The 14,599-nt window shown below is 69.7% G+C and carries 11 protein-coding genes; 8 read left to right on the top strand and 3 right to left on the bottom strand.

Annotation, left to right across the window (positions count from 1 at the left end; translation table 11 throughout):
* Nucleotides 1-10: 10 nt before the first annotated feature.
* Complete coding sequence (locus tag KY661_RS13130; protein ID WP_225410525.1) at nt 11-4,975, bottom strand: methyltransferase domain-containing protein; 4,965 nt, start codon at nt 4,973-4,975, stop codon at nt 11-13.
* A 109-nt stretch (nt 4,976-5,084) separates the two neighbouring features.
* Here KY661_RS13130 and KY661_RS13125 point away from each other — a divergent pair, with 109 nt between their 5' ends.
* The 3 genes from KY661_RS13125 (at nt 5,085) to KY661_RS13115 (ending at nt 9,718) form a co-directional block, all read left to right on the top strand.
* Complete coding sequence (locus KY661_RS13125) at nt 5,085-5,873, top strand: IF-2 protein (RefSeq protein ID WP_225410524.1); 789 nt, start codon at nt 5,085-5,087, stop codon at nt 5,871-5,873.
* A gap of 382 nt (nt 5,874-6,255) precedes the next feature.
* Nucleotides 6,256-8,655 (top strand): ribonucleoside-diphosphate reductase subunit alpha, encoded by a 2,400-nt coding sequence (locus KY661_RS13120; RefSeq protein WP_398577188.1) that lies wholly within the window; start codon nt 6,256-6,258, stop codon nt 8,653-8,655.
* Nucleotides 8,656-8,707: 52 nt separating this feature from the next.
* Nucleotides 8,708-9,718: a ribonucleotide-diphosphate reductase subunit beta gene (locus tag KY661_RS13115; protein WP_075007183.1), complete on the top strand. Its 1,011-nt coding sequence runs from the start codon at nt 8,708-8,710 to the stop codon at nt 9,716-9,718.
* 41 nt (nt 9,719-9,759) lie between these two features.
* On the opposite strand, the gene hpt is transcribed toward KY661_RS13115, so the two are convergent.
* Both hpt and KY661_RS13105 read right to left on the bottom strand, forming a co-directional pair.
* The gene (gene hpt / locus KY661_RS13110) at nt 9,760-10,293 is read right to left on the bottom strand and encodes a hypoxanthine phosphoribosyltransferase (RefSeq protein WP_075007184.1); all 534 of its coding nucleotides are present in this window, start codon (nt 10,291-10,293) and stop codon (nt 9,760-9,762) included.
* An 81-nt stretch (nt 10,294-10,374) separates the two neighbouring features.
* A complete protein-coding gene (locus KY661_RS13105; protein WP_075007185.1) occupies nt 10,375-10,974 on the bottom strand; it encodes a thymidine kinase in 600 nt (199 codons plus the stop codon).
* A gap of 210 nt (nt 10,975-11,184) precedes the next feature.
* On the opposite strand from KY661_RS13105, the gene KY661_RS13100 reads away from it, so the two are divergent.
* From KY661_RS13100 to pth, 5 genes are all read left to right on the top strand, one after another.
* The gene (locus KY661_RS13100) at nt 11,185-11,553 is read left to right on the top strand and encodes a DUF5658 family protein (protein WP_075007186.1); all 369 of its coding nucleotides are present in this window, start codon (nt 11,185-11,187) and stop codon (nt 11,551-11,553) included.
* A gap of 101 nt (nt 11,554-11,654) precedes the next feature.
* The gene (spoVG, locus tag KY661_RS13095) at nt 11,655-11,954 is read left to right on the top strand and encodes a septation regulator SpoVG (protein WP_075007375.1); all 300 of its coding nucleotides are present in this window, start codon (nt 11,655-11,657) and stop codon (nt 11,952-11,954) included.
* A gap of 40 nt (nt 11,955-11,994) precedes the next feature.
* A complete protein-coding gene (locus KY661_RS13090) occupies nt 11,995-12,951 on the top strand; it encodes a ribose-phosphate pyrophosphokinase (protein WP_225410521.1) in 957 nt (318 codons plus the stop codon).
* 172 nt (nt 12,952-13,123) lie between these two features.
* Nucleotides 13,124-13,822, top strand: coding sequence for a 50S ribosomal protein L25/general stress protein Ctc (locus tag KY661_RS13085; RefSeq protein WP_075007188.1), 699 nt, complete (start codon nt 13,124-13,126; stop codon nt 13,820-13,822).
* Nucleotides 13,823-13,895: 73 nt separating this feature from the next.
* Complete coding sequence (gene pth, locus KY661_RS13080) at nt 13,896-14,471, top strand: aminoacyl-tRNA hydrolase (RefSeq protein ID WP_225410520.1); 576 nt, start codon at nt 13,896-13,898, stop codon at nt 14,469-14,471.
* Nucleotides 14,472-14,599 lie beyond the last annotated feature (128 nt).

Below are 14,599 nucleotides of genomic sequence, written 5' to 3'. Positions count from 1 at the left end.
ACGGCCCCCCTCACTCCTTGCCCTCTCCCTTGGAAGGAACGGGCGCCGGGGTGACGGCAGTGCCAGGCCGGGCGGCGGGCTTGGGCGTGAGCACGGGAGGCGCCCCGGTGCCACCGGCGGGCGTCAGGACCGGAGGCTTGGACACGCCACTCGACGTGGGCCTCCGGGCTGGGGCCCCCGGCACCGGCACTGGCACCGGCGTGCGCACCGGGGGCTGGGAGACCGCGACCGGGGTGGGCCGCTGCCCCACCGGCTCGGCGCGCGGTGGTTCTGGGAAAGGGGCCGCTGGACGGCGCAGGGTGGCCAGCTCCTCGCGCAGCGCCTGGGACTCGGCGGTGGCCGCTTCGCTCTGCTCGCGCAGCAGCGCCAGCTCCGCGGTGAGGGCCGGATCCACGGCGGGGGTTTCCTCCAACCGGGCCGTGAGATCCTGAATGCGGCCCTCCAGCCGGGATTGGTCCTCCAGGAGGATCTTCTTCTCCGCGCCCAGGCTCTCCGCCTGTTCCTTGAGCAGGGAGTGCTCGGCTTGAAGGGCCGCGAGGCGCTCGGCGAGCTCCTTGCCCTCCTTGTCCTGGGTCCGCGCGGCCTCCGCGGACGAGGACTCCAGCGTCATCACCCGGCTCTCCAGCCGGACCCGGGCGGCCTTGGCCACGGTCAGCTCGGACTGGACGCGTTCGAGCGCGGAACTCGCCTGGCGGGCCCGGTCCTGTTCCGTGCTCAGCGCGTCCTGTGCCTGCCGTGCCTCCGCGCGGAGCTGCTCGCGCTCGGAGTCCCAGGTAGTGCGCTCCGTCTCCAGCCGCTGAATCCGCGCCTGCTCCGCCTGGAGGGACTCCTGAAGCGTGGTGAGCTCGGCGCGCAAGGTCTCCAAGGCGGCGCGCTCCGCCTCCAGCGAAGCCTCCGCCGCGGAGGCACGGCCCGCGAAGCGCCTCGCCGATTGAAGCTGGACGCCGAGCAGCTCCAGTTGCTCGTGCTCGGACATGAGCCGGGCCTGGGTCTCGCCCAGCTGGGCCTCCATCTGCGCGAGCCGCATGTCCCGCTCGCCGAGGGCCCGCTGCATCCCCTGGAGCGCCATGCCCTGCCGGGCCACTTCGGCCCGCAGGGCCTCGCGCTCGGCCAGGACCGCCGCCTGTTCTTCCTGGGCCTGGGCCAGGGCCTGCTCGCGTGAGGCCAGGACGCCTGTGAACTGGGCCCCCTGGGCCTCGGCCTCGCGCGCCCGGGCCTCCACCCGCTCCACCTGCGCACTGAGTTCCTTGAGCGCGGCCTCGCGTTCGGCGAGCTGCGCCGCCGCGGCCTGGCGCGAGGTCTCGAACGCCTCCACCTGAGCAGCGAGCCGCTGGGCACGTGCCTCCGCTTCCGCCAGGGACTGCTGAACCGCGGTGAGCCGTGCCTGCTCCGCCTCGTGCGCGGCGCGGGCCTCGGCCTCGGCCGCCCGGACCTGGGAGAGCTGCGTCTCCAGGGCGGTGTGCTGCGCCCGCGCCGCCGTCTCCGCCGAGGCCTTCTCCGCTTCGAGGCGATCCACCGCCGCTTGAAGCTCCGCCTCGCGCGCCTCCGCCTGAGCCAGACGCTGGGTATTCCAGCCCTGTTCCTGCGTGAGGAGGGCCTTCGACTGCGTGGCAGAGATCTGCTGCTCTTCCAGCCGCGCCTTCAGCGCCTCTTCCTCTTCCCGCGCGGCCTCCAGCTCGGCGCGCAGCAGCGTCTGCGCCTCGCGCTCGGCCTCCCAGCCCCGCCGGGCGTCGGCGAGGAGCGCGGCGAGCTGCTCACGAGCGCCCTGCTCGGTATCCAGCGACTCTTGCGCGTGACCGAGCTCCGTCTCGATCGCCTCGCGCTGCGTGCGTTCGGACTCCAGCTCCGCCCGAAGCTGGGAGAGGCCCGCCTCGCCTTCGGTCCGCCCTTGCCGCTCGGCCGCCAGCGCCGCCTGGGATTGTGCCAGCGCCGTCTCGACCTGAGCGTGCCGGGCCTGCGCCAGGGTCAGCTCCGCCCGGACACGGCCCAGCATCTCGTCGGCCTGGATGCGCCCTTCCCGCTCAGCGTTCAGCGCCTCACGCACTTCGGCCAGAGCCGCGTCCAGCGTCCGCCGCGCTTGGAGTCCTTCGCCCGACTCCGCTTGGGCCTGGGCAAGTGCCGCCTGAAGCCGGGCCCCGTGGTCCTCTGCCTGGGAGCGCGCTTGCGTCTCAGCGCCCAGCGCGTCACGCGCCTCCTCCAGGGACACACGGACCTGGGCCAGGGTCTCTTCCGCCCGGGAGCGGGCTTCCGCCTCGGTGCTCAGCGCCGCACTCGCTTCGGCCAGCACCGCTTCCAGCTCCCGCCGCGCTTCCAGCCCCTCGCCGGACTCCGCTCGCGCCAGCGTCAGCGCCTCATCGCTCCGGGTGCGCGCCTCCTGCGCCTCGGCCAGCTCCGCCTGAATCCGGGCCAGGGCCGCCTCCACCTCCCGGCGCTGCTGCTGTTCCAGGGAGAGCGAGGCCTCGACCGATGCAAGCACCCCTGCGTCCTCGGCACGCCCGGTCCGCTCCGAGGCCAGCGCGGCCTGGAGCTGTTCGGCCGCCAAAACCGTCTGGGCGCGAAGCTCCTGCTCGGCCGCCCAGGAGGCCCGGAGCTGAGCCAGCTCCGCCTGCGCCTGGGCCAGGGACGCCTCGCCCTGGAGGCGCATCTGCTGCTCCGCCTCCAACGACTCCCGCGCTCCCGCGAGCAGCCCTTCGCCTTGGAGGCGCTGCTGGCGCTCGGCCTCGAACGCTTCCCGCTGCCGGGCCAGGGCCTCCTCGGAACGGGTGCGCTCCGCACGCTCGGACTCCACGGTCTCCCGCAGCCCCGCCAGCGCCTCCTCCAGAAGGAGCCGCTCTTGCCGCTCCCGCTCGAACGCCTCCCCCATCTGGGAAGTCGCGGCCTGCGCGTCGGCCCGTCCCCGGCGCTCCTCCTCGAACGCATCCTTATATGCGGCGAGTTCCCGCGTCAGCGCCTCCGCGCGCTGCTGCCCGGCCTCGAAGTCCTTGCCCAGGGTACCGAGCGCCGCCTCCGCCTCGGCCAACTGCTGCTGGAGCGCCTCGCGCTCCTCCTTCAGCGCTTCGGCCTGCTCCTCGGCCCGGGCCAGCGCGAGGACACCTTCCGTCCGCGCCGAGGACTCGGTCTGGAGCTGGGCGGTGAGCGCCCTCACCTGCTGCTCCAGCGCCTCGCGCCCCAGCGTCTCCCCGGCGAGCTGGGCCACCAGCGCCTCGGTCCGCTCCCGCGCCTCGGTCACCACCTGCTCGAGCCGCTGCGTTCCCAGCTCGCGCTCCGCATCCAGCGCCTGCGCGAACGTCGCCGAGGCCTTCTCGCGGTCCTCCTCGAGGTCCACCATGCGCTCCCGCGCCGCCTGGAGGGCCTCCTCGAGCTTCTCCGCCGAATCGCGGGCCTGCGCCTCCTCGCGCTGGAGCACTTCCAGCTGCGCCTTCACGCGGGCCGCGTCCGACCGCGCCGCCTCCAGCTCGGTCTCCAGCCCCCGCTGGGCCGACTCGTGCAGGAGCCGCTGCTGCTCCGCCTCGTGGCGCTTGGACTCGGCGGCGGCGGCGCGCTGCCGGTTCTCTTCCAGCCCCCGCGCGAGCTGGGCCAGCTCCGCGTCCTTCATCAGCAGGGCGTCGGCGGAAGCGCGGGCCTCCTGCTGGGCCTGGGCCAGCTCCTCCTTGAGGTGCTCCACCGCGGCGAGCGCCGAGGAGTACTGTCCGGCGATGCGCAGCTCGCGCTCCCGCGCCGCCTCGGCGTAGCGCCGGCGGTCCTCGGCCTGCTCCTGCGCCCGGTCCGCGGCGATCCGGTCCTTCTCCCGGTCGATGCGCAGGTTGGAGACCTCGTCCTGCAAGTCCCTCACCTGGGCGTACGCCTGGGTCAGCCGCTCCCGCGTCTCCTCCAGGGACGCGCCCGCCTCCTCCCGGCGGGCCCGCTCCAGCCGGTGGGCCTCCTGCGCGGCCAGGACCTGGACGCTGGCCTCGGTCTGGGCGCGCTGGGCCTGCTCCATCTCCAGGCGCTGCTGCGTCAGGCGCCGCTCGGCATCGGTGAGCCGCTCCTGGAGCACCTGCATCTCCAGCTCCCGGCGGCGCAGCTTCGCGGCCAGCTCATCCCGGTCCCGGGCCGCCTGCGGGGTCTCCCGGGCCTGCTCGAGCTGCGCCACCAGCCGGGCCCCCTCCTCGCGCGCCACCTCCAGGGAGGGCTTGAGGGAGGCCACCTCCGCCTCGCGGTCGGACAGCTCCGCGCGCAGCTTGGAGACCACCTCCTTCAGCTTCCCGGTGCGCTCCTCCCAGCCCTTGGCGCGCTGGGCCACCTCATCCAACCGCCCCCGGGTGAACGCCAGCGGTTCCGGGGGAAGCTGCACCCAGGTGGGGTCCACGCTGCGCGCAGGCTCCTGGCCCGCCACCACGACGAAGTAGGCGGCCTCGCCCCCGCGGATGAGCGAGCCATCCACCTGGAGCCCCTCTCCCCGCTCGAACGCGAGCTGGTAGCCGAGCAAGGGGCTCTGGGTGGCCACCTCCACGTGGGGGAAGTGGGGCGAGAGCACATCCAGGAGCTGCCCATAGGTCGGCGGGGCGCCCTCCTCGACTTCCATGAGCTGCCACAGCGCCAGCCCGCCCGGGTTGCGCAGCCCGCCGATCAGGTGGCCCTGCTTGGCCACCAGCCGCGCCAGCTCCTCCAGCAGCGCTGGGGCCCGCACATAGGGTGCGAGGTCCGCCACCAGCACCGCATCGAAGCTGCCCGGCTCCAGGTCATCGAACACGTTGGCGCGGAAGCGCAGCGAGGGGCCCCCGTACGCCTTCTGCGCGGCCTCCACCGCCGCCAGGTCCGCATCGCAGGCCACCACCACGCGCGCGCCCCGCTCCAGGAGGAAGCGGGCGCTCTCGCCCCCGGTGGAGGCCACGGCACCCACCTCGAGCACGCGGCGGCGGGCGCACAGACTCTCCGCGAAAATGTACCGGGGCAGCAGTTCACTGGGCCCCATGCGGCGAAAGGTTGGGTGCATGGGTGTGTTCGCGAGGTAGGAGTATATCCGTGGGGCTTCAGGTCCCAAGGAAAGCGCCGCGCCCCGGAGCCTTCGGGAGGGCGGCCGAACGAATGGAGGGCAGGAGATCATGAACGGCACACCCCCGCAGGGCTTCGGCTACCGCGCGAAGAAGACGTTCACCCGGTTGCTGGTGGTGGGGCTGATCCTCGCCATGGGCGGGGCAGTGCTGTTCCTGCTCTCCCAGCTCAACGCCCGCACCTTCACGCTGGACCTTTCCAACGGCCAGCTCGTGGTGATGAAGGGCCGGATGCTGCCCGCGGGCGCGGTGCCCTACCGCCCCGGTGACTCGGCCCTGGCGGACACGTACGCGCCCATCCCCGTGGAGGGCCACGACGTCACCCCGCTCATCACCCAGCGCTTCAGCGAGCGCGAGGAGCTGGACCGGGCCCTGTTCCAGTTCCTGGAGTCCCTGGCGCGGCCGCGCATCGCCTCGGACGAGCCGGAGCGCATCGAGCGCGGCGTCTACTACCTGCGGAGGGCCGAGCGCTTCTCCGGGCTGAGCCAGGAGCAGCGCACCACCCTCAAGGGGCTCCAGGCGGAGGTGGCCTACTACCAGGCCCGGCAGAAGCTGGAGGACGCGCGCAAGCTCATCGCCGAGGCCCTGGGGCAGCTGCGGCTGGCGGCCGAGAGCAACAACCGGCACTCGCGCAACGCCAACCAGATGCTCACCGTGGTCAGCCCCCCCACCACCGCCCTGGAGGCCGCGCTCCGGGAGGCCGTCCACACGCTGAGCGCGCCCCGGCTGAAGGAAGAGCCCCCCGCCCCGGCGCCCCCACAGGCCCCCCCGCCGGTGGGCGAGGAACCCCTCCTGCCCGGCCAACCTTTGACTCCCGACGCGGGCGAGGGGGGACCGTGACGTGTCCTACATCATCCGACTGTTTTCTACCAACAGTCGGGGACTGATCATCTTGTGATCATAGATTGCAAACGCCGATCCCACGCCCAGTGGGTTCGTTGGGCTGACAAACACTAGCTGTCGCGTTGACAGGTCACGCCCCCCCCCATACCTTGTGCCCGTCCGAGGGGGCGCCCGGAATCCCGGCAGCCCTCCCAGGACCCCCCCAAAACGCACGACGAGGTGCGTCAAGCCGCCTTCCGGTCCCCGGACGGGAGGGGTGCGTCTTGCCGTGTCCTTTCTTTGGAGTGAGCCGACCGTGACCATCGAAACCCCCATGAAGTCGCCTGCTGTGCCCCCCCTGGCCCCGTCTTCCTCGACCGCCAGCGAGCAGGGCCCGACGATGATGCGGGTACGCAAGCGCAATGGCTCCTCGGAGCCGGTGGACCTGAACAAGATTGTCCGCGCGGTGGGGCGCTGCTGCTCGGGGCTGACGCGGGTGGACGCGCTCCGGGTGTCCACGAAGACCATCAGCGGCCTGTACGACGGGGCCACCACGCGCGAGCTGGACAGCCTGTCCATCCAGACGGCCGCGGCGCTCATCGTCGAGGAGCCCGAGTACGCGCGCCTGTCGGCCCGCCTGCTGGCCACCTTCGTCCAGAAGGAAGTCTCCAACCAGGAGATCCACTCCTTCTCGCAGTCGATCGCCGCGGGCCACAAGCACGGCCTCATCGCGGACCGGCTCCTGCAGTTCGTGCAGACGAACGCGCGCAAGCTGAACGCGGCGGTGGAGCCGTCCCGCAACGACTTGTTCGAGTACTTCGGCCTGCGGACCGTGTACGACCGCTACCTGCTGAAGAACCCGCAGACGCGCGAAGTCATCGAGACGCCGCAGGACTTCTTCCTGCGCGTGGCGTGCGCCCTGACGGACACGGCCAAGGATGCCATCGAGCTGTACCGGCTGTTCAGCTCGCTGGAGTACCTGCCCAGCTCCCCCACCCTGTTCAACGCGGGCACGCGGCACGAGCAGCTCTCCAGCTGCTTCCTGCTGGACTCGCCCTTGGACGAGCTGGACTCCATCTACCGGAAGTACACGGACATCGCGATGCTGTCGAAGTTCTCCGGCGGCATCGGCGTGGCGTACCACCGGGTGCGCGCGCGCGGCTCGCTCATCCGCTCCACCAACGGGCACTCGAACGGCATCGTCCCCTGGCTGAAGACGCTGGATGCGTCCGTGGCGGCGGTGAACCAGGGCGGCAAGCGCAAGGGCGCGTGCTGCGTGTACCTGGAGACGTGGCACGCGGACATCGAGGACTTCCTCGAGCTGCGGGACAACACCGGTGACGACGCGCGGCGTACGCACAACCTGAACCTGGCCAACTGGGTGTCGGACCTCTTCATGCGCCGGGTGGAGGCGGACCAGGAGTGGTCGCTGTTCGACCCGAAGTCCGTGCCGCACCTGACGGACCTGTACGGCGAGGCCTTCGAGCGCGCCTACGCCGAGGCCGAGGCCCAGGGGCTGGCCGCGCGCAAGGTGAAGGCCCGGGACCTGTACGCCCGGATGATGAAGACGCTGGCGCAGACGGGCAACGGCTGGATGACCTTCAAGGACATCAGCAACCGCAAGAGCAACCAGACGGGCAAGGACGGCAACGTCATCCACCTGTCCAACCTGTGCACCGAGATTCTCGAGGTGACGAACGCCTCGGAGACGGCGGTATGCAACCTGGGCTCGCTCAACCTGGGCCGGATGATCTCCAACGGCGCGTTCGACTTCGAGCGCCTGCGGGCCAACGTGCAGCTGGCCGTCCGGCAGCTCGACCGGGTCATCGACCTCAACTTCTACCCCATCGCCACGGCGGCGGCCTCGAACAGCCGCTGGCGCCCGGTGGGCCTGGGGCTGATGGGGCTTCAGGACGTGTTCTTCCAGCTGCGGCTGCCCTTCGACGCCCCCGAGGCCCGGGCGCTCTCGAAGAAGATCTCCGAGGAGATTTACTTCGCGGCGCTGACCACCTCCGCGGACCTGTCCGAGCAGCACGGCCCGCACCAGGCGTTCCAGGAGACGCGCGCGGCGCGCGGCGAGCTGCAGTTCGACGCCTGGGGCGTGGTGCCCGAGGACACGGCGCGCTGGAACGCGCTGCGCGAGCGCATCCAGAAGGTGGGCCTGCGCAACTCGCTGATGATCGCCATCGCGCCCACGGCCACCATCGCCTCCATCGCCGGCTGCTACGAGTGCATCGAGCCGCAGGTGTCCAACCTCTTCAAGCGCGAGACGCTCTCGGGCGACTTCCTCCAGGTGAACAAGTACCTGGTGAGGGACCTGCAGGCGCTGGGGCAGTGGAACGACGCCATGCGCTCGAAGCTGAAGCTCTCGGAGGGCAGCGTGCAGGACCTGACCGAGCTGCCCTCGGACCTGAAGGCCGTCTACCGGACGGCGTGGGAGGTGCCCATGCGCTCGCTCATCGACATGGCCGCCGACCGCGGGGCCTTCATCGACCAGAGCCAGTCGCTGAACCTCTTCGTGGAGGCGCCGAACATCGGAAAGATGTCCTCGATGTACTTCTACGCGTGGCAGAAGGGGCTGAAGACCACCTATTACATGCGCTCGCGCCCCGCGACGCGCATCGCCAAGACGACGGTGGGCACCACCCAGGGCCAGGGCACCTCGGCCGCGCCGAACATGCCGATGGCGAGCGCCGCCCCGGCCCAGGCCCAGGCGCCGGAGGCCCCGTCCAAGTACACCGAGTCCGAGGCGGTGGCGTGCTCGCTGGAGAACCCGGAGATGTGCGAGGCGTGCCAGTAGGCCGCCCCCGCCCCTCTCCCCCCTTTTTCACGCTGTACCGAGGTCGCCGCCGATGCTGCTGAACGCTGGAATGAACCTGACGCTGCGCCCGATGGCGTACCCGGTCTTCTTCGAGATGTACCGCAACGCCATCAAGAACACCTGGACGGTGGAGGAGGTGGACTTCTCCACGGACTTGGTGGACCTGCGCGGCAAGATGACGGACGCGGAGCGCCACCTGATTCACCGGCTGGTGGCGTTCTTCGCCACGGGTGACTCCATCGTGGGCAACAACCTGGTGCTCAACCTCTACAAGCACCTGAACGCCCCCGAGGCGCGGATGTACCTGTCGCGCCAGCTCTACGAGGAGGCGCTGCACGTCCAGTTCTACCTGACGCTGCTGGACACGTACGTGCCAGACCCGGCGGACCGGGCCAAGGCGTTCGCCGCCATCGACAACATCCCCTCCATCCAGCGCAAGGCGCGCTTCTGCCTCAAGTGGATGGACTCCATCAACGACCTGGCGGAGCTGAAGACGCGCGAGGACCGGCGGAGGTTCCTGCTGAACCTCATCTGCTTCGCCGGCTGCATCGAGGGGCTCTTCTTCTTCGCGGCGTTCGCATACGTGTACTTCCTGCGCAGCAAGGGGCTGCTGCACGGGCTGGCCGCGGGCACCAACTGGGTCTTCCGGGACGAGAGCGCGCACATGACGTTCGCGTTCGAGGCCATCCGGGTGGCGCGCCAGGAGGAGCCGGACCTGTTCGATGCCCGGATGCAGGAGGACGTGGTGTCGATGATGCGCGAGGCGGTCGAGTGCGAGACGCTCTTCGCGCAGGACCTGCTGAGCGGCGGCGTGGCGGGCCTGTCCGTGCAGGAGATGCGGCAGTACCTGGAGTACGTGGCCGACCAGCGCCTGATGATGCTCGGCATGGCGCCGGTGTTCCGGGTGAAGAACTCCCTGCCCTTCATGGACCTGCAGGACGTGCAGGAGCTCACCAACTTCTTCGAGCGCCGGGTGAGCGCCTACCAGGTGGGCTTGGGCGTGGGCGCGGCGAACGACGTCATCCTCGACGCCGCGTTCTGAGGCAGCAGCGGGGCTCCCATGAGGGGAGCCCCACCCGAGGACTACTTGCCCTTCATGACGCCGATGAAGGGCACGTTGCGGTACTTCTCGGCGTAGTCCAGGCCGTAGCCCACGACGAACACGTCATCGATGACGAAGCCCTTGTAGTCGATGTCCACCTTCGTCCGGGCGCGCGAGGGCTTCTCCAGGAGCGAGGCCACCTTCACGGACGCGGGGTGACGCGCGCGGAGGTTCTCCAGCAGGAAGCCCATGGTGAGCCCCGTGTCGATGATGTCCTCGATGACGAGCAGGTGCTTGCCCGCCATGGGCTTGCTCACGTCCGTGGTGATGCGCACCTCGCCCGTCGTCTCCGTGCCGCCCTGGTAGGACGACACGCCCAGGAACTCGAGCGTCAGCGGCAGATCGATGTTCCGGGCCAGGTCCATGGCGAAGAACGTCGAGCCCTTGAGCACACAGACGAGCGTCAGCTCCTTGCCCTGGTAGTCCCGGGTAATCTCCGCCCCCAGCTCGCGGATGCGCGCCTGGAGCTTCGCCTCGTCAATCAGCGTACCGACATCTTTTTCGTAGAAAGCCACGGCGCCTCCACTGCGCGGTGTTGAGGAAAAAAGTTCTCCCCCGGGGCACCTGCCTGCCCGCCGGGAGTACCCCCCGTCCACTCAGTCGAACAGCTCCATCGTCTGCGGCGGCGTGGCCTCGGTGGGCTCGCCCAGGTGGCAGCGGCGGCACCGGGCCTCGTAGGCCCCCGCGGCCCCCACCACCACCCGCGCCTCGCTGGACACCAGGCGCTGGGAGCGGTTGGCGGGATTGCCGCACACCACACAGATGGCGAGCTGCTTCGTCACGTACTCGGCCACGGCCAGCAGCTGCGGCATCGGCTCGAAGGGCCGGCCCTGGTAGTCCTGATCCAGCCCCGCGCAGATGACGCGCACGCCCCGGTAGGCCAGCGCCTCACACACCTGGACCACTTCGGGCCCGAAAAATTGGACCTCATCAATACCGACCACCTGTGTGTCAGGCGACAGATGGTAGAAAATTTCTTCAGCCCGTTCGATGGGGGTGGAGGTGAGCTTGAGCTGCGAGTGGCTCACCACCTGCGTCTCGTCGTAGCGGTCATCGACCTTCGGTTTGAAGACCTGGACCCGCTGTTTGCCGTAGACGGCGCGCTTCACGCGGCGAATCAGTTCCTCCGTTTTTCCGGAGAACATCGAGCCGCAGATGACTTCTATCCACCCGATATCTTTGGGGAATTGGTGCACGAGAGGCTCCCCCGTCCGCTCTGGCGGAGGGCGCGGGGATACTCCGTCACGGCCCCCATGGAGTCAATCTTCCCGCCGCCGCCGCTCCCCCGCCGCGCCGGGGCCTATCCCCGAAAGACCCGCCTACCCGCCTGCCCTTCCGCGTGACGCCCACGGTTGGCAAGGCTCTTGAATGAAGGTCCTCCCAGGACCACACGGGAGGCGAGACAGGTGGCGGCGACAATCGAGCAGGGATTGACCAGGTTTCGGGCGGGACTGGGGACCTTCTACATCTCACCGGCGTCCGTGGCGCTGCTGCTGCTGAACCTGATGGACGGGCTCTTCACGCTCACCTTCCTGCAGCTCGACGTGGCCGAGGAGCTCAACCCCCTGATGCGGGTGGCCTACGAGCACTCGCCGCTCGTCTTCATGAGCTCCAAGCTCGTCATCGTGAACGCGGGCCTGACGCTGCTGTGCCTGCACCGGGCCATGCGCGCCAGCCGCCTGGCCATCCGTGCCGGGGCGCTCATCTACGCCATCATCAACGTCTATCACCTGGCATTCTTGACGCACCTCATCAGGCACTGGCCGTTCTTCTGACCGGCGGCCAACGGCGGTGCGCAGGAACACTTGCATTTACGGGCCGCTCTGTTCGAGTCTTCCCGCCAGCACCGATCTTTCGGGTTCTGGTGGGGGGCAGCATGAACATCACCGACGTCAGGGTCTTTCCAGTCACTGAAGATAAACTCAAGGCTTACGTGACCATCACCCTGGATCATTGTTTTGTCATCCGCGATCTCAAGGTCATTCACGGCGCATCGGGGTTGTTCATCGCGATGCCAGCCAAGAAACGCAAGGACGGGACTTACAAGGATATCGCGCATCCTCTCAACGCGGACACGCGCACGGAGATGGAACGGGTCATCCTCTCGGAGTACGAGCGGCAGACCCAGCAAGGGCATCTGGGCATGAGCGCCCTGCTGGCCGCGGAAGCCGACTAGATGCTTCCCTTGCGGGCGTGGTCAGGTTAGGAGCGCCCCCATGCAGCCCTCGCGTGACTTCAAGGTCTTCACGGGCAGCTCCAATCCGGGGCTTGCCCACCGCATCTGCGAATACCTCAAGCGCCCCTTGGGCAAGGCCCAGGTGGGGAGGTTCTCGGATGGAGAGATCCAGGTCGAGATCGACGAGAACGTGCGCGGGCAGGACATCTTCATCATCCAGTCCACGTGCCCGCCCTCGAATGATCACCTGATGGAGCTGCTCATCTACTGCGACGCGCTGAAGCGCGCGAGCGCGGGCTCCATCAACGCCGTCATTCCCTACTACGGCTACGCGCGGCAGGACCGGAAGGTGGCCCCGCGCACGCCCATCACCGCCAAGCTGGTGGCGGACCTCCTGGAGACGGCCGGCGCCACGCGCGTGGTGTCCATGGACATGCACGCCGGGCAGATTCAAGGCTTCTTCAACATCCCGTCGGATCATCTGTACGGCTCGCCGGTGTTCCTGGAGGACCTGCGCAAGCGCTTCCCGGACAACCAGGACACGGTCATCGTGTCACCGGACGCGGGCGGCGTGGAGCGGGCGCGCGCCTACTCCAAGCGGCTCAACTGCCCCCTGGCCATCATCGACAAGCGGCGCCCCCGGGCCAACGCCTCCGAGGTGATGAACCTCATCGGCGACGTGAAGGGCAAGGACGCCATCCTCGTGGACGACATGGTGGACACCGCGGGCACGCTCACCCAGGCGGCCGCGGCCCTCATGGACAAGGGAGGCGCCCGGCGGGTGGTGGCCTACGCCGTCCACCCCATCCTCTCGGGGCCCGCGCTCCAGCGCATCCAGGACTCGGTGCTCGAAGAGGTCGTCTTCACCGACACGGTGCCCCTGTCGCCCGCGGCCCAGGCCTGCACGAAGCTCCGGGTGCTCACCACCGACCGGCTCTTCGGCGAGGCCATCGCCCGGATTCACCGGGCCGACTCGCTCAGCTCCCTGTTCGTCTAGGCAGGCGCCAGGCGGCGGGCCTGCTTGACTCCCGGCCCGTCCGCTGGCATGTGCCACCCCCACTCCACCGGCTCCTCCCAGAGGCGCTGTCTTCGGGGCCCGCCATGGGGGCGGGATGCCGAGAGCGCCAGGCGGCCGGGTGGACCCACGCAGTCCCGAAAAGAGACAGTCCATGTCCGTCGACAAGAGCTCCCTCGAAGCGAAGTCCCGTGAAGGTTCCGGCAAGGGCGCGGCCCGCAAGCTGCGCGCGTCGGGCCTGGTGCCCGCGGTCGTCTACGGCAAGCACCTGGAGAAGCCGGTGCACGTGGCGGTAAACCCCAAGGCCGTGAAGCAGGCCATCAACACCCCGCACAAGTTCAACACCCTCATCCAGCTGAAGCTGGACAGCGCCTCGCACCAGGTGCTGCTGAAGGACTACCAGACGGATCCGCTCACCCGCGAAATCCTCCACGTGGACTTCATCGACGTGCGCGACAACGAGCAGGTGAAGGTGAACGTGCCGCTCGTGCTCGTCGGCAAGGCCGTGGGCACCGCCGACGGCGGTCTGCTCACCCAGGCCCGCCGCGAGCTCGAGGTGTGGGCGCTTCCCCAGGCCATCCCGGAGAAGATCGAGGTGGACGTCACCCCGCTGAAGATCGCCCAGGCGCTCCACATCAACGACATCAAGCTCCCCGAGGGCGTGTCGGTGAAGTCGAACGTCAACTACACGCTCGCGGTGGTCAGCGCGCCTGACCGCGAGGAGGCGGGTCCGGCGGCGGCGGCGGCGGCGGCTCCTGCGGCGGCGGCCCCGGCGGCGGGCGCCAAGGCGGGCGATGCCAAGGCGGGCGATGCCAAGGCGGCGGCCCCGGCCAAGGCCCCGGCCAAGAAGTAGTCTTCTCCCCGGTTTTGCACCGGAGCGGGGCTGGCCTTCCGGGGCTGGCCCCTTTTTCTTTTGGGAGCCTCTCATGAAGCTCATCTGCGGGCTGGGCAACCCCGGGCGCGAGTACGAGCGGCACCGGCACAACATCGGGTTCATGGCCGTGGAGGCGCTGCTGTCCCGGGCGCGGGCCGAGCTGAACCAGGAGAAGTTCCAGGCGCGCGTGGGCCAGGGCTCCCTGGGCGGCGAGCGCATCCTCTTCCTGGAGCCGCAGACCTACATGAACCTGTCGGGCCGCTCCCTGGCCGACGCCGCGCGCTTCTACAAGATTGCCGTGGAGGACATCCTCGTCATCCACGACGAGCTGGACTTGCCCTTCGGGCGGCTGCAGCTCAAGGCGGGCGGCGGCACGGGCGGGCACAACGGGCTGAAGAGCTCCGTGCAGTGCCTGGGGGCCGACGGCTTCATCCGCCTGCGCTTCGGCATCGGCAAGCCGGAGGGCCCCAACGCCAAGGAGCGCGTGGCGGGCTACGTGCTCTCTGCGTTCGACGACGGCGAGCGGCGCCAGTTGGAGGAGCACATCGGCCGGGCCGCGGACATGGCGGAAGTCTGGGCCCGCGAGGGGCTCTTGGTGGCCATGAACCGCTTCAACCGCCGCGCCTGAGCCGCCTCCAGCCAGGGAACCGGCCCCGGGAGCCCTTTCCCGGGGTGTGTGCGCCTTGACTTGGGGGGATACCCCCCGTAGAAGGCCCCCCTCCCTTCCGCCCACGGTGGAAGGGGATGTTCTTTGTC

The sequence above is a fragment of the Allostigmatella hybrida genome (assembly GCF_020103775.1).
GTDB classification, from domain to species: Bacteria; Myxococcota; Myxococcia; order Myxococcales; family Myxococcaceae; genus Hyalangium; species Hyalangium aurantiaca.
This window is presented reverse-complemented; position numbering and strand designations above follow the sequence as displayed.